This is a genomic window from uncultured Sphaerotilus sp., assembly GCF_963924895.1.
Classification (GTDB): Bacteria; Pseudomonadota; Gammaproteobacteria; order Burkholderiales; family Burkholderiaceae_C; genus Sphaerotilus.
On record NZ_CAWURG010000002.1, the window covers coordinates 17,777 to 43,697 of the forward strand.

23 protein-coding genes and 1 pseudogene are annotated in these 25,921 nt (G+C 52.2%); 7 read left to right on the top strand and 17 right to left on the bottom strand.

Going from position 1 to position 25,921, the window contains the following annotated elements; genetic code table 11:
* Window position 1 precedes the first annotated feature (1 nt).
* The gene (locus AABN02_RS00290) at window positions 2-1,300 is read right to left on the bottom strand and encodes a nucleotide sugar dehydrogenase (protein WP_338412923.1); all 1,299 of its coding nucleotides are present in this window, start codon (window positions 1,298-1,300) and stop codon (window positions 2-4) included.
* Window positions 1,301-1,668: 368 nt separating this feature from the next.
* Here AABN02_RS00290 and AABN02_RS00295 point away from each other — a divergent pair, with 368 nt between their 5' ends.
* The 7 genes from AABN02_RS00295 (at window position 1,669) to AABN02_RS00325 (ending at window position 8,835) form a co-directional block, all read left to right on the top strand.
* Entirely contained in the window at window positions 1,669-3,060 is a 1,392-nt protein-coding gene (locus AABN02_RS00295; protein ID WP_338412924.1) for an undecaprenyl-phosphate glucose phosphotransferase, read from the top strand.
* Window positions 3,061-3,198: 138 nt separating this feature from the next.
* Entirely contained in the window at window positions 3,199-3,714 is a 516-nt protein-coding gene (locus AABN02_RS00300; RefSeq protein ID WP_338412925.1) for a UDP binding domain-containing protein, read from the top strand.
* Between the two features lie 56 nt (window positions 3,715-3,770).
* The gene (locus tag AABN02_RS00305; RefSeq protein ID WP_338412926.1) at window positions 3,771-4,868 is read left to right on the top strand and encodes a glycosyltransferase; all 1,098 of its coding nucleotides are present in this window, start codon (window positions 3,771-3,773) and stop codon (window positions 4,866-4,868) included.
* A gap of 28 nt (window positions 4,869-4,896) precedes the next feature.
* A complete protein-coding gene (locus AABN02_RS00310) occupies window positions 4,897-5,823 on the top strand; it encodes a glycosyltransferase family 2 protein (protein WP_338412927.1) in 927 nt (308 codons plus the stop codon).
* 69 nt (window positions 5,824-5,892) lie between these two features.
* Window positions 5,893-6,504 (top strand): putative colanic acid biosynthesis acetyltransferase, encoded by a 612-nt coding sequence (locus AABN02_RS00315; protein ID WP_338412928.1) that lies wholly within the window; start codon window positions 5,893-5,895, stop codon window positions 6,502-6,504.
* 7 nt (window positions 6,505-6,511) lie between these two features.
* Complete coding sequence (locus AABN02_RS00320) at window positions 6,512-7,324, top strand: aldo/keto reductase (protein ID WP_338412929.1); 813 nt, start codon at window positions 6,512-6,514, stop codon at window positions 7,322-7,324.
* On the top strand, window positions 7,321-8,835 hold the full coding sequence (locus AABN02_RS00325) for a GMC oxidoreductase (protein ID WP_338412930.1): 1,515 nt from the start codon (window positions 7,321-7,323) through the stop codon (window positions 8,833-8,835). Before AABN02_RS00320 ends, AABN02_RS00325 begins: the two co-directional genes overlap by 4 nt.
* Here AABN02_RS00325 and AABN02_RS00330 read toward each other — a convergent pair.
* The 16 genes and pseudogenes from AABN02_RS00330 to AABN02_RS00405 form a co-directional block, all read right to left on the bottom strand.
* Window positions 8,800-10,008, bottom strand: a complete 1,209-nt coding sequence (locus AABN02_RS00330) for an acyltransferase (protein WP_338413015.1) — start codon at window positions 10,006-10,008, stop codon at window positions 8,800-8,802. The genes AABN02_RS00325 and AABN02_RS00330 overlap by 36 nt on opposite strands.
* Before the next feature lie 111 nt (window positions 10,009-10,119).
* Window positions 10,120-10,383, bottom strand: a pseudogene (locus tag AABN02_RS00335) (hypothetical protein); the annotation flags it as partial.
* Window positions 10,384-10,492: 109 nt separating this feature from the next.
* Window positions 10,493-11,497: an acyltransferase gene (locus AABN02_RS00340; RefSeq protein ID WP_338412931.1), complete on the bottom strand. Its 1,005-nt coding sequence runs from the start codon at window positions 11,495-11,497 to the stop codon at window positions 10,493-10,495.
* A 90-nt stretch (window positions 11,498-11,587) separates the two neighbouring features.
* Window positions 11,588-12,616 carry a glycosyltransferase gene (locus tag AABN02_RS00345; protein ID WP_338412932.1) on the bottom strand — a complete coding sequence of 343 codons (1,029 nt, stop codon included), beginning with the start codon at window positions 12,614-12,616 and terminating at the stop codon, window positions 11,588-11,590.
* A 47-nt stretch (window positions 12,617-12,663) separates the two neighbouring features.
* A complete protein-coding gene (locus tag AABN02_RS00350; RefSeq protein WP_338412933.1) occupies window positions 12,664-13,629 on the bottom strand; it encodes an IS1595 family transposase in 966 nt (321 codons plus the stop codon).
* Window positions 13,630-13,657: 28 nt separating this feature from the next.
* Window positions 13,658-15,091, bottom strand: a complete 1,434-nt coding sequence (locus AABN02_RS00355; RefSeq protein ID WP_338412934.1) for a hypothetical protein — start codon at window positions 15,089-15,091, stop codon at window positions 13,658-13,660.
* Between the two features lie 84 nt (window positions 15,092-15,175).
* Window positions 15,176-16,261 carry a glycosyltransferase family 4 protein gene (locus AABN02_RS00360; RefSeq protein WP_338412935.1) on the bottom strand — a complete coding sequence of 362 codons (1,086 nt, stop codon included), beginning with the start codon at window positions 16,259-16,261 and terminating at the stop codon, window positions 15,176-15,178.
* Complete coding sequence (locus AABN02_RS00365) at window positions 16,258-17,430, bottom strand: glycosyltransferase family 4 protein (protein ID WP_338412936.1); 1,173 nt, start codon at window positions 17,428-17,430, stop codon at window positions 16,258-16,260. The genes AABN02_RS00360 and AABN02_RS00365 overlap by 4 nt, the downstream gene beginning before the upstream one ends.
* 7 nt (window positions 17,431-17,437) lie before the next feature.
* Window positions 17,438-18,724, bottom strand: a complete 1,287-nt coding sequence (locus tag AABN02_RS00370; RefSeq protein ID WP_338412937.1) for a lipopolysaccharide biosynthesis protein — start codon at window positions 18,722-18,724, stop codon at window positions 17,438-17,440.
* Entirely contained in the window at window positions 18,711-19,874 is a 1,164-nt protein-coding gene (locus AABN02_RS00375; protein ID WP_338412938.1) for a glycosyltransferase, read from the bottom strand. Before AABN02_RS00375 ends, AABN02_RS00370 begins: the two co-directional genes overlap by 14 nt.
* 23 nt (window positions 19,875-19,897) lie before the next feature.
* Complete coding sequence (locus AABN02_RS00380) at window positions 19,898-20,722, bottom strand: hypothetical protein (protein WP_338412939.1); 825 nt, start codon at window positions 20,720-20,722, stop codon at window positions 19,898-19,900.
* Entirely contained in the window at window positions 20,719-21,357 is a 639-nt protein-coding gene (locus tag AABN02_RS00385; RefSeq protein WP_338412940.1) for an HAD family hydrolase, read from the bottom strand. The genes AABN02_RS00380 and AABN02_RS00385 overlap by 4 nt, the downstream gene beginning before the upstream one ends.
* 1 nt (window position 21,358) lies before the next feature.
* Window positions 21,359-22,045, bottom strand: coding sequence for a hypothetical protein (locus tag AABN02_RS00390; RefSeq protein WP_338412941.1), 687 nt, complete (start codon window positions 22,043-22,045; stop codon window positions 21,359-21,361).
* 10 nt (window positions 22,046-22,055) lie between these two features.
* Complete coding sequence (locus tag AABN02_RS00395; RefSeq protein WP_338412942.1) at window positions 22,056-23,654, bottom strand: aldolase catalytic domain-containing protein; 1,599 nt, start codon at window positions 23,652-23,654, stop codon at window positions 22,056-22,058.
* 48 nt (window positions 23,655-23,702) lie between these two features.
* On the bottom strand, window positions 23,703-24,827 hold the full coding sequence (gene gmd, locus AABN02_RS00400; protein WP_338412943.1) for a GDP-mannose 4,6-dehydratase: 1,125 nt from the start codon (window positions 24,825-24,827) through the stop codon (window positions 23,703-23,705).
* A 47-nt stretch (window positions 24,828-24,874) separates the two neighbouring features.
* Window positions 24,875-25,813 carry a GDP-L-fucose synthase gene (locus AABN02_RS00405; RefSeq protein WP_338412944.1) on the bottom strand — a complete coding sequence of 313 codons (939 nt, stop codon included), beginning with the start codon at window positions 25,811-25,813 and terminating at the stop codon, window positions 24,875-24,877.
* Window positions 25,814-25,921 lie beyond the last annotated feature (108 nt).

Genomic DNA, 25,921 nt, shown 5'->3' on the forward strand with positions numbered 1-25,921 from the left:
ATCAGAGTCGCCATACGCGCAGCCCCGCAGCCACCAGCGCCGGCTCGTCGAATGCCGACTTCACGTCGATCACGCAGCCCCCCTTGACCAGCTTGCGCACCAGATCCTCTGCGCCCAGCGTGCGGAAGCGCCGGTGCGCGACGGCCGCGACCACGGCGTCCGCACGCGGCAGATCGTCCCAGCCCAGCAGGCGCACGCCGTATTCGTGCATCGCCTCGTCCGGGTCCGCCTCCGGGTCGTGCACGAAGACCTCGACGCCGTAGCTGCGCAGCTCCTGGATGATGTCGACCACCTTGCTGTTGCGCAGGTCGGCGCAGTTCTCCTTGAAGGTCAACCCCAGCACGATGACGCGCGCGCCCTTGATGTAGCTGCCCGCGGCGATCATCTGCTTGACCGTCTGCTCGGCGATGTACTTGCCCATGCCGTCGTTGATGCGCCGCCCGGCCAGAATCACCTGGGGGTGGTAGCCGAGCATCTCGGCCTTGTGCGTCAGGTAATAGGGATCGACGCCGATGCAGTGCCCGCCCACCAGCCCCGGGCGGAAGGGCAGGAAGTTCCACTTCGTCCCGGCCGCCTCCAGCACCTCGGTGGTGTCGATGCCGATCTTGTCGAAGATGATCGACAGCTCGTTCATCAGCGCGATGTTCAGGTCGCGCTGGGTGTTCTCGATCACCTTGCAGGCCTCCGCCGCCTTGATGCTGCTGCAGCGGTGCACGCCCGGCTCCACCACGGTCAGGTACAGCGCCGCCACCTTCTCCAGCGTGGCCGGCGAGTCGCCCGCCACCACCTTGATGACGTTGGTCAGGCGGTGTTCGCGGTCCCCGGGGTTGATGCGCTCGGGGCTGTAGCCGACGAAGAAGTCGCGCTGCCAGACCAGCCCCGACACCCGCTCCAGCTCCGGGATGCAGATCTCCTCGGTCGCGCCCGGGTAGACCGTCGACTCGAACACCACCACCGCGCCCGGCTTCAGGTTCGGCCCGATGGTGCGGCAGGCGCCGAGCAGCGGGCCGAAATCGGGGATGCGGGCCTCGTCCACCGGGGTCGGCACGGCCACGACGATGAAATCCGCCTCGCGCAGCGCGGCCGGGTCGCAGGTGTAACGGGCGTGGGTGGCCAGCGCCATGTCCGCGTCGGAGATCTCGCGCGACGGGTCGGTGCCCGCCTGGCAGCGGGCGATCTTGTCGGCGGAGATGTCGAAGCCGATGGTCGGCAGGTGCTGGCCGAACTCGACGACCAGCGGCAGGCCGACATAGCCGACGCCGAGGACCGCGACAGTGGGAGAGGACGTGGTGGAGTGCATGCGGGGACGGGTGTGGATGCGGTTCAACCGGGATTGTGTCCGACGGCGTGACAAGCAACCGGTACCGATCGTTTCCAGCACAACCCCGCAGATGCGGCTAGCGCGCAGGCGCGGCCCTTGCTTACGATAGCGTCAGATGCCGGACCAGGTCCGCGGGCTCAAGAATGGAGCCAGCTCCGGCAATGATTCAGCGAAGAATTGCAACAAATGCGCTCGATGTGTGGAACTTCATGGCACCGCACCCTGAACGTCAAGCACACTTCCGAGTGCGTGAGTCAAAGAAATAGCAGGGGAAACAACCAATGCCAGCAGACGTACAGATCCATAACATCCTAGGCCCCATCCGGTACGGCCCGGAGGGTCTGCCGTTGAACAACGCCGCCAATGCGTTGCCCTTCTCGGCGCCACCCCCGTCCATCCCCGTCTTTGCCGCCGCGCTGCTGGAGCCGCTGCTGGCCGTCACCACCTTCCTGACGGTCCACTTCGCCCACGGGCATGTGCTCGACCGCGCGTCGATGCTGCTCTCCATCATGGTGATGCTGCTGGTGTTCCCCGGCACCAACCGCTTCTACGAGAACCGCCTGAATGCGCTGGTCGACATCGTCGTGGCCTGGGCGACCGTCCTCGCCATCCTGACGCTGTGTGGTTTTGCGACCAAGAGCTTCCGCTTCTTTGACACCTCCGTGCTCATCTGGTGGGCCGCCGCCACGCCGGTGGCGCAATACGCCAGCGTGCTCATCGGCGGCGCACTGATGCGCCGCCACGCCCGCCACCCGGATGCCCGCCGGCCCGCCCTGGTGATCGGCGCTGGCACGCTCGGCGCCAAGGTGGCCCACATCCTGCAAGGCCGCCGCGCCTATGGCCACGATTTCGTCGGCCACCTGGAAGACCGCGACGCCGCCCGCTGCGCACCGGAAACCAGCGAGCACATCGTCGGCAAGATCGCCGACGCGCTCGACTGCATCCAGCGCCACAACGTCAAGGACGTCTACATCACCCTGCCGCTCAGCTCACAGCCGCGCATCGACCAGCTGATCGCCAACCTGCACGACAGCGCCGTCTCCATCTACTTCGTGCCCGACGTTGCTGGCGTCAGCGTCATCCAGGGCCGCATGCGCAACATGGACGGCGTGCCGGTGGTCAGCCTGCTGGAAAGCCCCTTCGTTGGCATCAACGGTCTGGCCAAGCGCGCCTCCGACATCGTGCTCTCCAGCGTCATCCTGGTGCTGATCTCGCCCATCCTGCTGGCAGTGGCCATTGGTGTGAAACGCAGCTCGCCGGGCCCGATCGTCTTCAAGCAGCGCCGCAATGGTGTGGACGGCAAGGAGATCACGGTCTACAAGTTCCGCTCGATGTCCACGATGGACAACGGCGCGGTGGTGAAGCAGGCCACCCGTGGTGACGCGCGCATCACGCCGTTCGGCGCCTTCATCCGCCGCACCTCGCTGGACGAGCTGCCCCAGTTCATCAACGTGCTGCAAGGCCGCATGAGCATCGTCGGCCCGCGCCCGCACGCCGTCGCCCACAACGAGCAATACCGCGAACTGGTGCAGTCCTACATGCTGCGGCACAAGGTCAAGCCCGGCATCACCGGCTGGGCGCAGGTGAATGGCTACCGCGGCGAGACGGACACGCTGGACAAGATGGTCGGGCGGGTGCAGTACGACATCGACTATCTGCGGAACTGGTCGTTGACGATGGACATGCGGATCATCGCGAAGACGGTGAAGCTGACCTTCTGGGACAAGAACGCGTACTGAACCGCACCCGATGCCAAGAACAACAGCGCCCTTCCGGCGCTGTTTGTGCATTTGGTACTCGCTAATTCGGGGTAACCCTAGCATTCTTTGATCTGGCTATTTTCCCCATCATTTTTTAAAAAATTAGGATCTGAATACATGAAAGTCACCGTCATTGGCACCGGCTACGACGGATTGGTGACAGGCGCGTGCCTGGACGTGGATCCGGCCAAGATCCAGTTCATCACCGTTGGCACGCCGCCGAAAGAAGACGACTCGGCCCTCAACATCAGCCGCACGATGACAGACTTAAAGGTGATCGTCGACAAAAGCACCGTGCCAGTAGGTACTGGCGACAAAGTGCACACGGCAGTCACCGATGAGTTGGCCAAGCGGGGGGAAGATGTACAGGCGCATGACCCGGTGTCGGCTGCGGAAGCCCAGCGCGTGATGGTGGGCTGGGACAGCCTGAGCTATTCCGACAGGCAGAAGCAGGCTCTCGAAGGGGCCGATGCGCTGCTGATCGACACCGAGTGGAAGGAGTTCTGCACGCCGGACTTCGAAACCATCCGTGACGGCTTGAAAGACAAAGCTGTCTTCAACGGACGCAACCTCTATGCGCCCGAGCTGATTCGCTCGTTCGGCATGGAATACCAATCGATTGGGCGCATGTGAGAGAGAAAATTAGACTACTTCACGTAGTTTCGTCGGTAGATCCGCAGCTGGGTGGCGTGGCGGAAAGCATCCGCAGCCGTGGTGTGAGACTGGTAGAAATGGGCCATGAGGTAGAGGTCGTCTCACTAGACGATCCCGACGCACCATTCATCGCCAATTACGCGCTGAAACTTCATCCGTTAGGGAAAGGTCGGACAGCGTGGCAATACCAACCTGATTTGGTGACATGGATCCGAGCCAATAGCAAACGTTTTGATGCGGTGGTCGTAGATGGAATCTGGCAATACCATGCCTTTGCCACTCGACAAGCGCTGGCAGGCAGCGGCATACCGTACTATGTGTTTCCGCACGGCATGCTGGACCCATGGTTCAAGCACACGTATCCGCTAAAGCACCTCAAAAAGTGGTTATTCTGGCCATGGGCTGAATATCGCGTCCTACGCGACGCGAGGGCCGTTCTATTCACATGTGAAGAAGAACGCCGCCTGGCCAAGGAATCGTTTTGGCTCTATCAAGTCAATGAACGTTTGGCACCTCTGGGAACGACAGAGCCACCGGACAACAGTGCAGAACTGACCAAGGGCTTTCTATCGGCTTTCCCACTGCTGAGGCAGAAGCCATTTCTGTTGTTTCTGGGACGCATTCACCCAAAGAAAGGATGCGATCTACTGCTGAACGCCTTCGCAGCAAACACGCCTGATCACCCTGATCAACACCTCGTGATGGCAGGTCCAAGTGACGAGGTCTACCTAGCAGAACTAAAAAATCAAGCGCGATCGCTTGGGATTGAACAGCGGGTGCACTGGATCGGCATGGTCAAAGGCGACACCAAATGGGGTGCGCTCTATGCGTGCGATGCCTTTGTCTTGCCTTCACACCAAGAAAACTTCGGTATTGCCGTGGTGGAAGCGATGGCTTGTGCCAAACCTATACTGATCTCCAACAAGGTAAACATCTGGCGTGAAGCCCTGCAAGACGGCAGCGGACTGGTCGAGCCCGACACATTGACAGGCACGTCGGCACTATTGAAACGCTGGTTTCAACAACCAGCCAAAGATCGTTTAGTTTTGGCAAAACAAGCCCGCCAAACCTATGAGCAGCGCTATACCGTTGATGCTTCAGCTGATGCTTTATTGCATGCAGTAAGCCATTGAACGACGAAATACAACCGCACCAGAAATCATGCCATTAGATCTCACTGTCGTCATCCTAACCAAGAACGAGTCGATCCACATTGCTCGCGCCCTTGAAAACATTAGAGGGTTGGCCGAGGACGTTGTGGTGGTCGACTCCTTTTCCACTGATGACACCGTAGAGATTGCCAAGGCTCATGGCGCGGTCGTCTTGCAAAACAAATTCATCAATCACGCCAAGCAATTCCAGTGGGCGCTGGACAACGCAGAAATCCGGGGAAAATGGGTGATGCGCCTAGACGCAGATGAACTCATTGAACCTGAACTTAGGACCGAATTAGAAAGACGGATCCCAACGCTGCCCGATGATGTAGTGGGCATCAACCTCAAGAGAAAACATATCTTCATGGACCGCTGGGTGCGCCATGGTGGCCGCTACCCTTTGGTGATGCTGCGTATCTGGCGTAAAGGTAACGGCCGAATTGAGGATCGGTGGATGGACGAACATATGGTGGTATGGGGAGGCCGCACCATCACCATGAAGGGAAGTTTTGCCGACCACAATCTCCACGATCTTAATTACTTCACAACCAAACATAATGGGTATGCAACCCGAGAAGCCATAGAAGTTCTGATTCAAATGCGACGGCTCGGCCCTCGTGACAATGCTTTGAATGCCAAAAGTGCATCAGCTCAAGCTGCCGTAAAAAGAGCCCTCAAGGAATCTGTCTACAACCGACTTCCTTTCACAGTCAGTGCATCTCTTTATTTCTTATGGCGCTACGTAGTTCAACTGGGTTTTCTGGATGGCCGATCCGGCTTAGTTTACCATTTCTTGCAAGGCTATTGGTATAGATTTCTCGTCGGAGCAAAGCTCATGGAATTACAGAACGGCATCAGAGGCTTAAACGATCCCGAAGAAATAAAGGCAAAAATATTAGACCTGACAGGGCATGACTTAAATGCCACATCATAGTTTCATTAATATTCGCGCATCATTTATCTATTTCCCGCACATTAGGCCAAGGTGTTAGATATCACTGATATGAAACCTATCAAGATTCAAGCAAAATCAAGCGGCGTGCCCCAGAACGCAGATAGCATTGCAACTTTTGCCGGTGCAGCCAGTTTCCCTTTTCGGCATCGATTGCTGCGGTTAGCCTGGAAGTTGACATGGGCACTCTTGGCATCTTGGACACCGCCTCCGCTGCATCGCTGGAGGGTTTGCCTGATCAATCTGTTTGGCGGCCACGTTGATCCCTCATGCTTCATATATGCAAGCGTACGAATCTGGTATCCACCCAATCTAAATATGGCTCGCTCGGCAACCCTCGGCCCTGATGTGGATTGCTACACCATGGGACAAATTGAAATTGGCCCATATGCGGTAGTGTCACAGCGAACATTTTTGTGCACCGGCACGCACGACATACATAATGCAAATTTTCAAATTGGATCACGCCCCATTAAAATTGGAGCTAACGCATGGATTGCTGCAGAGGCCTTTGTCGGTCCCGGGGTAATCATCGGCGAAGGAGCAGTACTCGGTGCACGGGGCGCCGCTTTTTGCGACCTTGATGCTTGGACAGTCTATCAGGGGAATCCAGCAACAGCAAAATCTACCCGGACAAGATTCAATCGCACACAAGAGCAATGATTAAAAAATGCCCATGCCAACGGTTTGTCTACCAAGTACCCAACTCCATCTGTCACGCTTTGTCTTCGGAACGGCATCGCTGTTCAACGCTGGCAATGCGCATCAGCGCATTGCATTACTCGAAGCGGCTGTTGCAGCAGGTTTTACGCATTTTGATACGGCCCCCTACTATGGCTTTGGCTGGGCCGAGCGCGACCTAGGTCAACTTATTTCCCGGCACCCCCAAGTGACAGTTACCACGAAGGTCGGGATCTACTCTCCCGGCGGGGAAGATGCTTCGCGCTCAGCTGTTTTTCTGCGCAAAGTAGCAGGGCGACTTGTTCCCGCCATGTCACGTCCCACTGTAGATTTCACATTGTCACGCGCTCAGAAGATGCTGGAAAGCAGCCTCATTCGACTCAAGTGTGAACGCGTAGCGCTCTACATGCTCCATGAGCCGGAACTTCAAATGGTTACAACGGATGAATGGCAGCGCTGGTTAGAAATTGAGGTTACAAGAGGCCGAATTGGTGCCTTTGGCCTAGCCCTAGACAGTAAACGTATGACTCCATTTTTAAATACCGCTCCTGGCCTTGCACAGGTCGTCCAGGTGCATGACAGCCTCGACGGTTGCGAAGCCGATTGCCTAACTACACATGGCCGCCCACTGCAAATCACATACGGCTATGTTTCTGCCGCCCGAAAACTCGGGTCAAATCAAACTCTAGATGCAATATTGACGAAAGCATTAAAACGCAACCAGCACGGCGCCATCATTGTGAGCACAACGAAGCCCGAACGGGTGGATCAATACGCCAAACTTTTTAGGAGCGGCTCGTGATTCGTGACTTGAATGGCGCAGGACATGTGGAAGCTACAGCGGATATTTTGGTCATCGGTGCGGGAACCGTAGGTCTGGTGCTCGCTACTGAACTGGCAGCGCGCGGCAAGCATGTAATATGCATGGAGTCCGGGGGACGCGAGCAAAAAGGCGATACCCATCCGTTGAACGTCACTGAACAGAATGGCAATCCCTATGCAGGTGCCGAACTTGGACGTGCACGCTGTCTCGGGGGGACATCCACGATCTGGGGTGGTGCGCTCATTCCATTTCAAGCATCCGACATGGCCAAAGGTGAGTGGCCCATCGATTGGACTGAACTCGCACCGTACGTGTCCAAGGTTGAAGCACTGTTCGGTTTGCCGCCCGGACCCTACGAGGACCCCGCCATCCGGTTGGGGGAGGACTTTATCGCACGACTCGCGAAATGGCCCTCATTCGGAAAGCGCAATGTTTACTCCCTTGTACGTGAAACTGCCGAAAAATCCGATGGGCCAGAGATCTGGATCAATGCGACCGCAACTCAATTCACCGTCAATGGCGGGAGATTGACTCAGGTGACGGCCCAGTCACCTGACGGATCATCCATAGCAATTGCCGCAGATGAAACCGTCATTGCCGCAGGAGCCATAGAAAGCACGCGTCTACTACTTCTCATCTCGCGGCAGAACCCTGGTGCACTCACTGGGCAAGGATTGGGTGAAGGCTTTCATGACCACCTTTCTGCAGTTGTTGCAGAACTGGAAGTATCCGATCGGCGAGCCTTAAACCAGCTAGTGGGCTTCCGCTTTACTCCAGGTGGTGGCATGCGCAATCTGAGATTCGAACTTGCTCCTTCGAGCGAATTACGCGACACCGTTGCACCTTGCTTTGCACACGTTGGCTTTTCTGAGACGCAGGGAGGCTTCACTGCGCTGCGTGATGTCTTTCGAGCTATACAACGCCGCAGGCTGCCAAGGCTACCGTTGCTTGCGCGCCTCATCGGAGACCTTCCATGGCTGACGCGGGCAGTGTGGTGGCGCTTCATCCATCAACGACTGCTGTTCCCTGATAAAGCTCGCATAGAGTTGCACATGGTCATTGAACAAGCTTCTGTGCCCTATAACTGCGTTGGTCTATCAGAAAAGGCAACTGACATATTTGGTCAACCCATCGCGAAAATTGACTGGAAGGTCAGGCACGAAGATGTGACGACCATGACATCTGCTATCAATATGTTTGAGAAGAGCTGGCGAGCCAGCCCATATGCTCAGCTTGGCAAGCTTCGACTAAGGTCCATCAACGATGTTGCCAATAATATGACTATGGGAGGTGGGATTTATCACCCCGGGGGATCTACCAAGATGGCGAGCAGCCCAGATGGAGGACCTGTCAACCGAGACCTTCGAGTGTTCGGAATATCCAATCTTGCTGTTTGCGCAACATCGGTTTTACCAACCGGCGGTGGGGCGAATCCAACGATGACACTGTTGCACTTAGCGATGCGCTATATAAATAGCATTGAACCATGAAGCGACGAATTTCTTCACTATTGGCGTATGTCGCTCAAATAGACACCAGACGATCCTAGCGATTAAGAATAGCCCCCCCAGGATGCAGAAGAACTTAATCCATGTACGAAGACCGGGTTGCAAACTGGCGTCATGAAAAAGGTAGGCGGAAACCAGCATAACCAATGGGAAATGCGATAGGTAAAGCGAAAACGAAATGTCCGAAAACCATTTCGACGCTCCTGATTGCTGTGCGTGACTCGGACCTATTGAGTCCCATTGAAGAGCGCACAGAAGGAACGCTGCAACGGCAACGCCGAGGACCAAGTCACTCCAAGGTGTAAACCAGGCTGGTACACCAGACCACTTCGAAAGTCCAAGAGCAGTCGCGAAAGCGACAAGTGAGACCACAGAAATACTACGCCGCCACGCCATCGGCTGCCTCATTCGGTTGTTTAAATAGCTCACCAAAGCACCAAAGATCCATACCAAAAAACCAGTAATAACCCCTATAGAGGCCCAATAAAAAATAGTTAGGAACAATACCAAAGAAACCAATTTAGATACGCGTGAAACCACACCAACCTTGCCAACAAAATTCATCACCAATGGAAACATGACGTAGTACCAAAACTCGTTGGCAAGACTCCAAAGCGGGCCATTAGAACCATAAACAGGGACAAAAATCGTTTGAACAAAAGCCAAGTTTCCCACCAACGTCTGCCACGACATTGAGTATTTCCCGGCGACGGGTGCTGAGTGCCAGCGAGTCGCATAGTCGCCAGTCAATACATCACTCGCAAAACTCACCGTAAACGCATCGGCCACAAAAGTTATAACCAAGCACGGCACCAACACGACCCAAAGTCTGCTGAGTCGCGCAATTAGATAAGTTGTCCAACGGAATTTTGGCCCAGCTGCGATTACAGAGCCACCAACTAGGTATCCGCTGAGGACAAAAAATACCACGACAGACTGATGCCCAAACCCGGTAATGCCGTACAGAAATTTGTTGATTAATCCATGATCAAGGGCATTACCCCAGTCCACAATCATTGCGTTGCGTAGATGGCTAGAGCAAACAAGAACTGCGGCAAATCCGCGCATCCAATCCAATATTGTAATATGCTGTTTCTTTTGGCTATTCACAATCATTAAATCCCCCAATCTCATCTCACCCTGTAAAGCTCGCATATCCGTCAACCAAGAAATATACAGTATTATTTAAAAATTAGGTCCTGATTAGCAACGATCCTCAGCATTCCCCCGAACGACCGGAGCATGTCAAGGCAGTTGCCGCGTGAGTCATGCCGCGACTGCGCTTATTTCAGTTGCCGCGGCATCGACCGCCGCGGCCACACATTGCCCCTCGGCATTGAGCATGACAGCCCCGATCGGCGACCAGTCGCGTGTCTTGCCCGACCAGCGTTTCAGGTTTGCCTGACGAGCCTGTCGGTACAGCACATCCCGCGCCGCCAGGATCTCCCGGTCCTGCCCCGCATGGCGCTGCGCCGGACTGACGTAGCGGATGCCGCTGTGGCGATGGTCGTGGTTGTACCGATGCACAAACGCGCTCGCCCACTGCCGTTGCCGCCTTACAAACCTGCTTCGGTAGGCCAATTCAGCGAACGCCTTTGTCACCAGCGACCACGCATCTTAGTTGCCAAAAGCCGTTTCGCTACCGATGCAGACGATACCTCGCCTGCAGCATCTTTCCGAGCGCCATACCCGGACGTTCAATTACATGCATGGCCACATATGATGCAATCCAAACCAAAATAATAAGTGTTATTTTAAGTGAGGCACTTCCATCTATCGACGGATAAATTGATAAGGCAAAAACCAAAGCAGGGGAATGAATCATATAAACAGGATACGATAAGTTACCCATCAATCGAAACCCACCTCTAGAAAGTAATCCTCTTGTCGACACTCCAACAATAATAACAGCGATGCATATCAGAGGCAAAAGCAAAGACATCCACACAAAAATACCTGAAAATAGCATTACGCACATATAAACAATCAACAATGCAAATACAGAGATTTTTGGCGTAAATTTAGCAATTATTTCGAAATTATTTTTCATCATGTATAAAAAGTAACCAAGGCTCAATCCACCAAACCCCCTCAAAACAGGATAATCTATACCAGCCGCCATTTGGTATGTTGTCCATAACTGAATAGCGAGGGAAACAGAAAATCCGATAACATAACGTACTGAAGACGCATGAAATCGATTGTAAAGGAAAAATACAATAGGAATATAAAGCTCGAGATGCATACTCCACGACGCCAAATTCCATATTTTCTCACTCGTAAATATAGATATTCCTATAAAATTCTGGATTACTCCAATATATCCAATCGGAATTATAGAAAAATACAATGGGGTGAACAGCAAAAGTATAGCAACATGCAGAGGGAGAAGTCTAAAAATGCGGGCAATAAAAAATTCAGCGATTGGTTTCGGTCGCTTGAGTGACGAATGGCAAAGAACAAATCCACTTAGAATAAAGAAAAAATCAACGCACCCACCCCATGGAGAATGAGTAATATATCCAGATGTAAGTTTCGAAATCAGGGTATTTAGGCCGTAGTGATATAAAATAACAACATTTGCCAAAACTCCGCGGACACCATCAAGATCCAAAAAATGATCCGCATCATTAGTATTATTCAAGAGACCTCCAACGATTAAATAAAATTAAGGCTGTACATTATATAACTCTTGCAGCAAAATAAATAAAATACTTCGCTGTTTTGTAGGGCATTATCCTGCCTGAAGCACATTCCTACAAATATCCTCGTTGCCGACACCTAACTGGCGAACAGCGACTGCCCCTGCGTTTGCGATTTTACGCCTGCGATTCTCGTCCCCCAATAATTCAAGACAAACATCAGCGCACTCGTCCACCGACGACCAAAAAGTAGCCTCTACGCCATCTTTAAATAATTCAATATGCTCCCGAGTGCGTTCTGCACAAAATGTGCTACCAATATACGGTATTTCCAAACTTCGAGTAGTGTGCAGATCACGATTACCTTTGGACAGCAAACCGATAGAAATTTTAGCCCCTTGAATCGCAGCAACATACTCACGTCCAAGCATCTTCGAACCACGATAACAGTGCTCAAGTTCACTCCAGAAACGCGAGCGCCTCCAATTCGACCCCCAAATTGAAACTGGCACACCCCGCCGTATAAGACCAACCATGAATTCATCTCTACCCTCACCAGGTATCATGGCCCCGACAAAACTCACTTCCGATCTAAATTGACTAGGAATATCGTCAAGGCTAAGGAATGGACTGTGACCCGTCTCGTCATAGCTTCGCCAAACCCTAAGCACATGTGGCGCACCTAAATTCCTAAATTCGTCAACGTTCTCATGCCGAACTACACAACATAAATCGTATGCAGGCAACGCCGTACGGAGCGACGCAAATCGCTGCCAGTCACGAGGTCCGGTTGGATCGTCATGGTTATAGAGAACAACCTTTGAGGATATTTGCTTAAGCTGCAACACAGCATCAAGCCCAAGCAACTCGCCACTGTCGACCCACGCAACATCAAATTTGCGTACCAGCGTCGAAAAATCTCGCAGCATGCGCTGTACCGACGATTGAAGCAACTTGTAGCCGGATAAAAAATGCACCTTGTTCCAAATACGCCCAGAACCAACCACACGAGAAGTACTGATATCAAGTGTCTCAACCTCATGTCCAAGCCTCCGCAATGCAGCAGCTCTAAAGCCAGATGTTGAGAGGGGAGAGCAATCACCTACATATAAAATTCTCATGCTTCATCCTTGTGCGACATTGACGGAAGAACTCCATCGATCAACAATTATCCTGATTGGCAACAATCCTCAGCATTCCCCCGAACGACCCGCTGAGCCCGAGGCTTGCACCGCGCGACATCGATGATGAGCCGAGCCACCAGCCCGCGCAGGTCGAACCGACGGTTGAAGCGGTAGGCGAACGCTGCCAGATAGCTGCTGGCGTACTTTGGGTACTTGAACGCATGGAACGCACCCGACAACATCGTCTTCAGGTTGCCCAGCACCGTGTTGACCCAGGTGAACTCGGGCAGCTCGCGCGGCTTGCGCTGGCCCACCACGATCGGCGTGTGCAGGCAGCCCGCCCTGGTGACCGCGGCGAAGCACCCCAGCCCGTCGCTGACCACCCTCGCTCCCGGCATCAGCGCCGCCTGCGCCCACTGGCCCACCGCCTCCAGCGTGAAGCCGCCCACCGGCGTGAGCTTGACGTACTGAGGATGCCCCTCGGAATCGACCGAGACCGCCGCCACGAACGGCATCTTGTTCTCCGGGCCCCGCCCCGCCTTGCCGCCACTGCGCTCCCCGCCGAGGTAGGCATCGTCAAGCTGCACCGTGCCGTCGAGCCAGTGCTGGCCCTCTCGCTCGGCCATAGCGTGCATGATCTTCTGCTGCATCAGCCATGCCGTCGGGTAGCTCACGCCCACCTGCCGCTTGAGCGCCAGCGCCGACAGCCCTGCCTTGGCCTGGCTGAGCAGGTAGATCGCCAGGAACCACGTTCTCAGCGGCAGCTTGGTACTCGCGAACAGGCTGCCCGCAGTCAGCGAGGTCTGGTGGCGGCAGCCGTTGCACTGGAACAGCTTGCGCGTGCCTTGGCCCACCACGTAGTGCGCGCCGCTCCCGCAGCGCGGGCACTCGAAGCCCTGCGGAAAGCGCGCCTGCTTGACCGCCTCGGCGCATTGCTCTTCCGTGCCGAAGCTGCTCATGAACTCCGGCAGCGACATCCCCTGCTGGAACTGGATTCGGTTCATTGGCATCTGCTCGCTCCTGCGCTTTGTCTGCCCTCTACGCTACGCCTGACCTTCGGCTGGCGTCTTGCTGAAGATTATTGCTAATCAGGACAATTATTCGACTGAGGTATTTAACGATTAAATATGCCCCAAGGAATTGCCAATAATTTCTTAAAAGAAAGGACAGCAAGCTGACGATTGAATCACCAGCGAATCCAACGGCCGCAGTAGTACCAAACAACTTCCAAGACAACACCAATAGAAGCGGTGAAACAGAAACGCCAGGAGCCTCAAGAAAAACAGAGACTGTTGCACAGAGCAGAGCAACGATCAGCACCGTCAAGGGAAGATAAAACCACCCACCAGAGATCAACCACAAGTCACCAATCAAACTCCCAGTTTTCCACTCACCTAACCCAATCCCGGAATATAGGTAATACAAATAGTCGCCAACTGAAAATATATCACCCTTATCGACATTGACTCCAATAAATGATGCCAAGGGGCCAGGCAACAATCGAGCTAATCCACTCATCCGCTCGTCTGAGAGCAGCGACTCACTGCCGTCCGGCAACTGAGATGCATAAAATAAAAAATTATCCAAAAACTTAATTCCAACAAAGCGAGATAGCAATGTGGAGTCCACGTAACCTTCACTATATCCACCATAGATGGCCCGTTCCATTCCAAACGCACGGTACTCTGCCAATCTATCAGTATCGATAAAAATCCTTAACGTCGAATCCACCATATCCGCCATAGATACAGCGCCGCGAACCTCACGAGCAACCCCCATAGCAAGAACAAATCGTTCAAAAAACAAGAATGCCACCACTCCCAGAAATACAATAATCAGTAAATTTAAAACATTTAATGACTTGGTCGATCTAGTCCTACCGACCAACCACGATGTTGCAGCAACAACCACGGCCTCAGCTGCAATACCTCGTGCATTTAAAGCAGCAGACAGGAAAACCAAAACAACAAAATACGACAGCAAATACAAATATCCTACCTTTGAATGAGTAAACGCATCCGAATTTGCAAGACATGCAAATGGCACAAGTATCAAAACCGAAACCGGGAATAATATTTTTGATACAAGCCCACCAGCGACAAAAGTAGACAACCATAAGACCAAAGAGAGGCCACCCATGGCCATACAGTGCCGAAAGCTCAGCGGCTCCAAGAAACCAAACCTATACGCAAACGAGCCTCCAAGCGGACCACGCCGAAAATAATCCAGTAGCATTCCACCCAAAAAAATTGAAATCCCGGTCAAACAGACAACAATAGCGGTAACCGGCGCAGAATTAAGTCGCTCAACTACTGCCTGCCAATCCAGCGTCTTTAATACCAATGGCAAGAATGCGAACTCGAGTGCAAAAAAAACCATCATGAGTGTAGGAACGAGGCTTACCAAGCTAGTCGCACGCACACGGTAGTACTCAATCGCAACGAAACATACTGTAGACAGGACGAATGCCAAGAACACATTGTCCAGAGAATGGTCAAGCACAAGCTGCAAAACTAGGCAGCATATGATTAGCAGTCTAAATCCGAAAACCATCGCTTACCACCATCGAGCTGCCCGACCTAGCGCCTGCCCCCATGAATCTTCTGTAGGCAGCTCGCCACGCGAACTAACATATACATCAGGCAGCAATTTCATATCAAGCGCAGACAAAAAATCTATCCCGGATTTAATGAAATCCGCTTTGCTATTGCGCGAGATGCACACACGAGCGTCTTCACCAAGAATTTCGGATATTCCTGAAGCCTCATTGAGCAAAACGTACATACCCCGGTATAGCGCCTCAAGAACCGGCAACCCGTAGCCCTGCACACCTGGAACTACAGCAATATTCGCCGTAGCCATTATTCGCTCGATCTCTTCGCTAGTACAGAACCCAAGAAGCTTAACTGAGTCAACAGAGTTTGACTTCACTGCCATCTCTTGTAGCTTGTCGCGTTCAGGACCATCTCCGATTAGCAGCAATTCGATGCGAGTGAATTTATCCTTGAGTCTCTCATCCTGCATACAAGCTTGATGCAGTTCGATCGCCCAGTCGAGATTCTTTGATGCATGGAGACGACATACACTCACCAACCGCAACACTCTATTGTCGCAATTTATTTCAAATCCAACGGGCGGAGGGACACCCCCTTGATAAATGACGTCGAAATCTCGACCAAACCTATGCCGCAACTCTCTTGCATTCCTTTCAGTCATCGTGATACATGACTTTGCACGACGGATTGCAGCGTTTGAAAGAAGGCTGAATTTCACCTTTTGAAACCATGAAACCATTTCTGGCATCACACTGGGGGGATCAGTGTAGTGAAGTAGATATCCCAGCCCAGTCATGCTTAAAAAGGCTCCACCCCATACACCAAAACATATGATCAGACTTGTAGAGTCATTGGCGTTCGCTGCAACAATCTCCCTGATGCGCAATACACGCTTCAGCATATTGCCGGAGCCAATCACTTTTACCTGGAGCACACCACCGGATTCGCGATGTAGATCAACTTGATCTTCAAAACAAATGAGAACGGGAGTGATACCGCTTGCAGCCACGACTTGAGCAAGCGCTAGGATATTTCTTTCAATACCACCATACTGACGCACGCGACCATAGAATATATATACGTTCATCGAACGCTCCTGATTGCATTCACGATGCCATCAGCATAGTTACGCCAACCACCAAGTTGCGCCGTCATCGCAACTCCCGCTACTCTCATCTTAAGTAGCAGCTCAGGACTTCCATGCAACTGGCGAACAGCGGCCACTATCGACGCCGAATCATATGGATCGATGATCAGCCCTTCCTGCAAATGCCTAAAAAGCGACTCGCTCCCGGTATTCGGAGTTGCGATGACTGGACACCCACAGGCAAGCGCCTGTGCCTGAACCAAGGCAAGCCCTTCTTCCACACTCGGAAGTACGAGCGCATCGGCCTGTGACATGTACTGTCTTACTTCACTCCTAGGCACAACGCCTTTGAAAGTAATTCTTTCACTACCTAGCTTATTAATCAACTGCTGCGTCTCGTCGGGAATATTCCCTACCACCGTAAGTTGCACCTTGTCCTTCTGTAACAATCTCATAGCCTCCAAGAGGTAGCCTGCGCCTTTACGGATCGAGAAATTTCCGACAAATAATAGATTGAACTGATGCGTAACACGCCTAGCTTCAAAATCATCCGCGGGGTAAAACTCCTTGAGGTTTACTCCATAAGGAATAACACGCACCTTTGTTCGGTCCACACCTCTTGCGTAGAACGTTCTTGCCACGAATTCAGAAGGCACCGTAATTAAGTCCGCCTCTTCGGACTCGCGATCCTCGTTCTCCATTAGCCAAGAGTTGATTGGCCGCCATTCATGACCCCAACGCTTATATTCTCGATCGAGAATGTCGTTCGACTCCCTTATATGAGCTGAACCCCTGTCCATGACATAAACACCACCTTGGCTCTTGACCTTCCTGCCTGCATGCAATCCAGTTCCAGATATGCCTATAAATGCGTCAACATCCTTAATTTTTGTTGCGAGCCATCGCGAAAATATCTTTGTATCCAAAACAGCCAATTTTTCGTCTACGGGGGCGGCTCCGCGAAGCAGTACCCGTGCTGCTCGTCGGACTCCGGTAACGTAAGGAAATCCGTGGATTCTCGAACGCTCTATAGAATTTGACTTTGCCTCCGCATCTAGTCGCCACCAAGGTAGCGTAGAGTATATGTCTCCCAACAGCCCCATATGATTCAGCTCGCGAGCGAGGTCGAAATGGTGGTACCGTACCCAGGTGGCCTGCGTGATCTTCATGATAGATTTACTTCAAATTTTGCGGGCTGAGGACAGCCTCGCTTTTTAAAAACCTAGCCACAAGAATAAATGTTGTGCCTACCATCAGCCCATCAAATAAGCACGACGCAAGAGCTACGCCCATAAGGTTGAGTTCTGTCGAGAACATATATGCCAAGACCATAAACAGCACACTACCAGCAAAATATAAGCGTCCATAGATTATTTGTCTGTTTAAAGCCAGCAGAAGGATGCCAGCCGATGACCATGTCGCACCAAGCGGTATCCCGATCGCCAAAATAATGAACAGTGATCCATTCGGCTCGATTGAATTACGTACCCATAAACGATAGAGTTCAGGACCCCATATCGCGAATGCAATGGCGGCAAACAGCGCCGTAGATGCCGATATTAAAGTGGCCCTCATCCATAATTGCTTGAGCTCAAGGTTCCGCCCTTCCGCATACAGCATCGTCAGTTGCGGCCAAATAGCTTGATTAAGTACCTCAAGTAGCTGATTTACTACGCGGGTTGCAGTTCTTGTGGTTCCATATACGGCCACAGCCATCGGACCAAGTACTCCTGCGATTACCATAAGTGACCCTTGAAATACAATGGCATTGCCTAACGGAAACGCCATGAATCCCATACCAGATCTGACTATTGCAATATAGGTAGAGAATGGAGGAGACAGTCTCTTGCGATGGCAGCTACGCTCTTTCAATCGAGCAATTATAAATGTCAAAACAACGTGAATTCCAGCGCTAAGAAATACTGCAAGCGCGAGTGATACTATATTTTTAGCAATGCCTAAAAATATAATTGTCAAAAGGGGCTCCGTCCATGCCCGCACACCTGACAATATTCCACCGATGTGGTTTTTATTTACCAATCTCAGTCTAGCACCAATTACTTCCGCAAAAAATGACACCGGCACTGAAACTGCAAGCAAGACAATGGCAGCAGCCTTTGTAAAATCCAGAAATCCAGCAAAATGCAAACCACAAACCACTACGAACGAAATTACCCCGACAACCAGTAAAATTCCCGCACAAATATGCAACCCGTATGTATAGCTTTCCCTGGCGCCATTAAGATCATCAGAAAAATATTTCAGCGACATTTCATTAGCAATAAGAGAGCCGACCCCCATGTTACTCATCATAACCCAGGCGGTAATACTACTATATAGCAGCCACTCCCCATATGACTCTGGCCCAAGTGTAGCAATGATGATCGGAACCAGAGCTATTCTACTTACTGACTGGGCAACCTTACCAAAAAGTATTCCAACAATAGTTTTACGAACTGACATATCGATCCTTTGCAATAAAATCAAAGTAATCGAAATAACGCCTATATATTGCCTGCTGCTGAAATTGTTGCGCCCATTTAATACACTTTTCGCGTAGCAGTTCGTATTCCTCCTCCTTTAAATCAAGAAGATGAATCATGGAAGACACAGTCGTCTCCGCCCAGTCCGAAAGTGCCTGCGCCGATTTTAATGGAGGAATAAACAGCGAGTGTGGGCCTGCAACATCCCGCATTGGCGACTCGTCAGTTGTAATTACTGGTGTGCCGCAAGCTTGCGCCTCTATCAGCGGCCATCCAAACCCTTCGTGTATAGAAGGCATTATCATTAAATCAGCGGCACTGTAGAATTGATTTAACGCCAAAGAATCAACATTGCGATATACGATGATGTTAGATTTAATACCAAGATCAGAGGCTAGTTTATATATCTCATCAGGCAATTCTGAAATCATCAGCAGGCGAATTCCGCCAATCAATCGCTTTTTTAGTTCAGCGAGGATATACAGCAAGCCTGGAACATTCTTATTGAATGCACATGTTCCGACATAAACCAATAGTCGCTCTCCACCATTCACGTTCAAACCAATACTTTTACGCGCTTCAGTTTTTTTTAACGCCTGAAAGTTTGAATTCAGCGCATTTGGTATGACAACTAGACTACTTAGGTTAGATGGCGATACCAGTTGCAGTAAATCCTGTTTACTTTTTTCTGATATACAAATGAAGCATCTTCCGCGCTTTACGCCAGCTGCAATTAATGATTGGTTAATGCGCTCCTTAATATTTGAACTCAACCCTACAAAATACCCTCGGCTTTTTCGCAGTGCTGCGAAATCATGCACATATATGCAGTGCAGCTGTCGCGATAACAATGGAATCCACGGACCTAATGCCTGATCAACAAATATATATAAAATCCGCCCATCATTGGATGAAGCTTGCCGTAAAAGCCGACATGGAAATAAAAAATATTGATCAATGTACCGCAAAATTTTCACAGATAGGCGAATCACTTCACCAGGTGCCGCATAGCTCCTAGAGGTCAACATTGAGGCGGAAATACCCTCTTCGTGCAATTTTGACAGCAAAAGATCGCTAAACCTGTGAATACTATTGAACGGCATATGGGCTGGATGCGTCAACAGAATCACGCGATCAAAGTTTCTCGGGACTGTCATTGGTTTAATTCCGATGGCCGCCTTCTTTTCAAACAGTTCATTAACCCGGATTTAGATGCATTAAATAATTCAACCCCGTTCCCTCTAAGACTTCGTGCCATCAGCGCCCATGTTCTAAAACCTTCAGTACAAAACCACAAATTCTTTACCATATGATCATAGGAAACATTCTCATTGACCAACTCGACGTTGTAGAAGTGCGGCCGCTCCCCCAGAAGGTCTCGAAACAATCCATCTCCATCGACGCCTAATACGTAGATTTCTTTATATCCCATGTGTACTGCCACCTGAATAGCAGCTTTGGTGACATTGTCTGCGGCTATAGGTCTGTCCACTCCACCATTAAATCTATAGAATCTATTGAGCGTCTGCGATATTTCCAACCAACCGGTACTTTCAGGACGGACTCTAGAATGTACAGGCTGTACTTTGTTTACTCGGGCATTTAAGAATAATAAGTCGGGCGAGCAAATAGCATAAAGCTCATCAATCATACTTGCAGGCCACTCACCATTTTCCAGTTTTGGATCAACTATAAAATAGTATTTTGGCCGGCAGACCTTCGCCTGTGGATGTCTATAAAAAAAGTTGCAGGCAAATACGTCCTCGCCAGCAATCTTGGAAAGATCTTCTTCAGATAGGCTAGGCCCATTGCCTAGTACAAAGCATCGCTTGCCATTGGCCAAATTTTGAAAGGCGCGGTTGTGTTGCACGAGACCTTTACTGCTGCCAGTCGATATACTCCAGCGCAGCAACTTAACAATATTTAAAGCCGCATACAAACAATCGTCGGCAAATAACTTTTTTTCCCAGAGACTCATGACAATGATTGACCGAAATAGTCTGTTACGTAGCGGTGTACTGCGCTTACCGAGCTTCTTGACGCACAATAGTCATTCCACTCTGCCATTTCTGTCCACCCCCAGACAAAGTGAAATGTCATCTTGAACTGTATTGCAGAATCATGGTCGTAGGCAGAATCACCGAAGAAGATCGAGCTGGCCAAATCATGAGACTTTTTCAGTTCAGAAAGTAGCTCAATCTTGTTTCTGGGTGAGCCGTAGATCCCGCCGTCAAAATAATGTGCCACGCCTTTACGTTCTAGCACTTCCCGCACCTCTTCCTGGTCGCCCCCCGAGACAATCGCCCACACTTCATCGCAGTTTTCGCGCGCTTTGCTTAGCCCGGGGGCAATATCTGACGCCAACAACTTGGTTCGACAGGTCTCTGCATACTGTTCAAGTGCTTCGGCGTAGTCGAACGGGTAGCCTCGTTCGCGTGCGCGGTTTGCCATCCATTCGAACTTAGCAAAACGGCTCACTCCAGCTGTCGCTCGATGCATCGCCAAAAATGCATCGACTTCTGCCTGGGGACAGCCTGCAAGCGCAAGACGGAAAGCGTTATTCTTGATCTCGTTGGAATTGAGTACTACACCATCGCAGTCAAAGACAAACATCTTACTTAGCCCCAATCTTGTCGGCGTACAGACGCTCGGCGAGTGCAAACTGGGACGGCCAGTCGATATCGAAACTTTCTAACTCTGTGGATTCGAGCAGATAAGGACGCCGCCCGATTCTGTCGCCTAGCTCATCATAGGTGGATTTCGGCGCGATAAATGCCGCACTGTCGACCTCGTAAACTGGCTTGATGGTCTGCGTGCGGGGCCATTTTTCGATACTTCGATCGTAATTGAATGGCTTGCCGTCTGCCCAGAGAAACCCATGAATCTTCTTAACGGTCATCAGCGAATCGTACCCGGAGCATCTCGCTTCAAAATACATATCAATAGCTCTGGACAGGCTGAATTCGTCGAAAAAGGGTGATGTCACATGTGTCCAGAGGATGTGTTCTTCCTCAATCAGGCTGTTCGCATGACCTACAAGTAAATCCGTGCTGGTCTGACTAGTGGCCAACGATTCTTCACGCCGATGGACAACAAGATTAGCGATCCCCATGGACTGGGCCATTTCAATGACTTGGCTGTCGTTGGTAGAAAGGTAGATCTTATGGATTTGATGAACCCTGCTCAGTTGGGACAACTTTAGCTTGACGAGCCCGCCCTCCATTCCTGCGAAGGGCTTCATGTTTTTGTCTGGAACGCGCTCGCTGCCCGCACGACATGGCAAAAATACGGATATTTTCATTATCATCCCCTTACTTGGATTGAGCGTATATGCTGGTCTCTTTTATTTTATACATAGTCGGCGTGAACGAATCAATGGGCAGCGATTTTTGGTTGTTCAAGTAGTGCGATATGACTTGGTCCATTTCATCGTTGCGTGAATCGCCGTGTGGATATCCATCGAAGCCAGCGAGATGGATTGCCTTGGCGCCCCCTGCGTTTGCGGCTGCCAGCGCGTAGCAAATCACAAGTGAATTGGGTGTAACACAGCTACAAGCCTCATATTCGAAGCCAGTTCCAACGCGCATTCCGAAGTCCAACACATTTGCACCGAGTACCTTATCCCGAAGCTCCGCAGTCATGTCAGAAATCGGCGCCATCAGTGGGGTAGCGTGCTCAGTATAAAATGCACTGTCCGCCATCAGGCGAATCGGATGACAAGCAGCCCGGATATCGATGAGATCCTCGGGGATAGGGCAGCCTGTGTTCAGGGCGATGACTAATGGCTTTGCCTCCCGCACATAGGCCTCGATCTGCTTGGCATACTTAGTGGCACCGCTGCCAGTTCCAATAATAAGAACTTCACGATCAGAAAACTTGGCACCAGCTTGCCAAACGCCCTTCGACTTTTCTCGGTAATAGATGGGACCGTTGACAATTTCGCTATGAGAAAATTTCTTTCCTTTGCTTGATTTCAATTGGTCAAGCACTGCTAGAATGTCATCGTTTTGAAAGCGCTCGTCAAACAGCATTTCCTGTACATAGGTTGGGTGTATTCCATATTTACCTGACAGATAGTAGTATGCGTTTGTCCCCCAACCGTACTTAGCTTGCATGGGGCCGAATTGCTTGCTAATGAGTTTCAGCAATGCGTTGAGTCGCCCTTCCGCTCCCATGAGTTCTATGGCCACCAACTCCGTCTTGACGTTCCCTGGTCCGCGGCCCATGCCCGTAACGGTGCTATCCACCCAAGTAGCCCCGGCCTCTATGCCTGCCTTGGTGTTGGACATCGCTAGGCCCATGTTGTCGTGGGTGTGGATCCCTATGGGTCCTGACCATTGTTGCTGGATGGCCCTGACGATTTTCTGAGTTTCCACTGGGGTCAACCCACCCATACTGTCAGCGAAGTACAGGATGTCCAGGCATTCCGGCGTAGCGTTAGCGCACAACTCTGCAATTTCATCATACGACCGTTCGGCAATTTGCATGATATTCACACCAACGATATAACCCATTCGCTTGAGAATTCCTCCAGCGATGAGCGCATCCTTGAACTCGTGGGCGTGACATGCAAACCTTACCAAATCAATGTGACTTCGACTTGTCTCTGGGAAGAGCTTGTGAATTTTCTCTTTGATAGAGGCTGGTTCGCCAACAATTTCGGCTGCGTTGATCATCACACCCAGCTTGATGCCGTTGGGCCGCTCTAGTCCGGATATCCATGAATCACGACTGTAGGCAGTAGCACCCTTGAATCCTCTGGAGTCCAAGCTTCGAAAACCGATCTCGACGTAGTCCATGCCAATTTCATGCATGGCTTTCAGATATTCATTAACCAGTTCCTCGCTGAAATCCCAGTTGTTGTAGTAGCCGCCATCACGGAGAGTGCAATCGATGTAAGTAGTAGGCATTATTTAATTCCTTAGTATCAAAATTGTGAATTGTGGCGATGAGCCGTCTTACTCATGATGATCAAAAGCCTGAAAACCGGCTAGCTTGATTAGACTGTCTTTCCGAGCGGCTTTGTAGTCGCTCTCGATCATTTCCCTGACCAACTGTTCGAATGGGGTAGTTGGCACCCAGCCCAACTTCTCCTTTGCCTTGCTCGGGTCGCCCAGAAGCGTCTCTACTTCGGTCGGGCGGTAGTAACGTGGATCCACCTTTACGACTACATCACCCACCTTGCACTTGGCCTTGTCGCCGGCGACCGCCTCTACTACGCCAATTTCCTGCTCCCCTTCGCCTTCGAACCTGACGGTGATTCCAAGCTCAGCCGCCGCGCGCTCGACAAATTGCCGTACGCTGTACTGCACGCCTGTAGCTATAACAAAGTCTTCAGCCTTGTCCTGCTGCAACATCAGCCACTGCATTTCGACGTAGTCGCGGGCGTGCCCCCAGTCGCGCAGCGCGCTCATGTTGCCTAGGTACAGGCAGTCCTGCAGCCCCAGCGCAATGCGGGCGACGGCGCGGGTGATCTTGCGGGTCACGAAGGTTTCACCGCGCAGCGGGCTTTCGTGGTTGAACAGGATGCCGTTGCAGGCGTACATGCCATAGGCCTCGCGGTAGTTCACCGTGATCCAGTAGGCGTACATCTTGGCCACGGCATACGGGCTGCGCGGGTAGAACGGCGTGGTTTCCTTCTGCGGGATTTCCTGCACCAGGCCATACAGCTCGGAGGTGCTGGCCTGGTAGAAGCGGGTCTTCTTTTCCAGGCCAAGGATGCGGATGGCTTCCAGGATGCGCAGGGTGCCGATGCCGTCCGCATTGGCGGTGTATTCCGGCGTCTCGAAGGACACGGCCACGTGGCTCATGGCCGCTAGGTTGTAGATCTCGTCCGGCTGCACCTGCTGGATGATGCGCACCAGGCTCGTGGAGTCGGTCAGGTCCCCGTAGTGCAGCGTGAACTGGCGATTGTCGACGTGCGGGTCTTGGTACAGGTGGTCGATGCGATCGGTGTTGAACAGGCTGCTGCGGCGCTTGATGCCGTGGACCTCGTAGCCCTTCTTCAGGAGCAGTTCGGCCAGATATGCGCCATCCTGACCCGTCACGCCCGAGATCAGGGCAACCTTCTTGTTCGTCGACATAGGTTCGTTACTTCCGTTGAAAAATTTGAGTGGAATGGAGAACTGGATCAGGCGTTGTGAAACAGGGCTGATTCATAAGCAAGGCGAATGCCGTCGCGCAGACCGGTCCTGGCCGTCCAGCCCAAGTCCGCCAGGCGGCTGACGTCAAGCAGTTTGCGGGGGGTGCCATCAGGCTTGGTGGCGTCAAAGGTGATGCGGCCCTGGAAGCCGACCACGTCCATGACTGTCTCGGCCAGCTCGCGGATGGTGACGTCGGTGCCGGTGCCGATGTTGACCAGCGGGCCGTCGTAGCCACGCTCCATCAGGTGGACGCAGGCGTCGGCAAGATCGTCCACATACAGGAACTCGCGCATGGGGGTGCCGCTGCCCCAGACGACGTATTCATCGTCACCGCGCAGCTTGGCCTCGTGCGCCTTGCGCATCAGTGCGGGCAGCACGTGGCTGTTGGCGAGGTCGTAGTTGTCGTTCGGGCCGTAGAGGTTGGTGGGCATGACGCTCACGTACTGGCGGCCGTACTGGTGGTTGTAGGCCTCGGCGAGCTTGATGCCGGCGATCTTGGCGATGGCATACGGCTCGTTGGTCGGCTCCAGCGGGCCGGTGAGCAGGTAGTCTTCCCGGATGGGCTGCGGGCAGTCGCGCGGGTAGATGCAGCTGGAGCCCAGGAACATCAGGCGCTGCACACCGGCGAGGTGGGCGCCGTGGATCAGGTTGGCCTCGATCAGCAAGTTCTGATAGAGAAAATCGGCGCGGTAGAGGTTGTTGGCGTTGATGCCACCAACCTTGGCCGCGGCGATGAAGATGTAGTCAGGCCGCTCCTGTTCCAGAAAGGCCCGCACCGCGCGCTGGTCCAGCAGATCCAGCTCCGCACGGCTGCGGGTGACGATCTGCGTGTAGCCACCGACCTGCAGACGGCGCACCAGCGCGCTGCCGACCATGCCACGGTGTCCGGTCACGAAGATCTTGGAGTGCAGGGCGATAGTGTTCATGGGAGATGTGGATGGATGCGCCGGTGCCTGGGAACCGGCATGCACTCAAAAATGATTCAAAAAGTAACTTTTGCGAACAAGCCCGCAAGCAGTTGGCAGCAGATACGG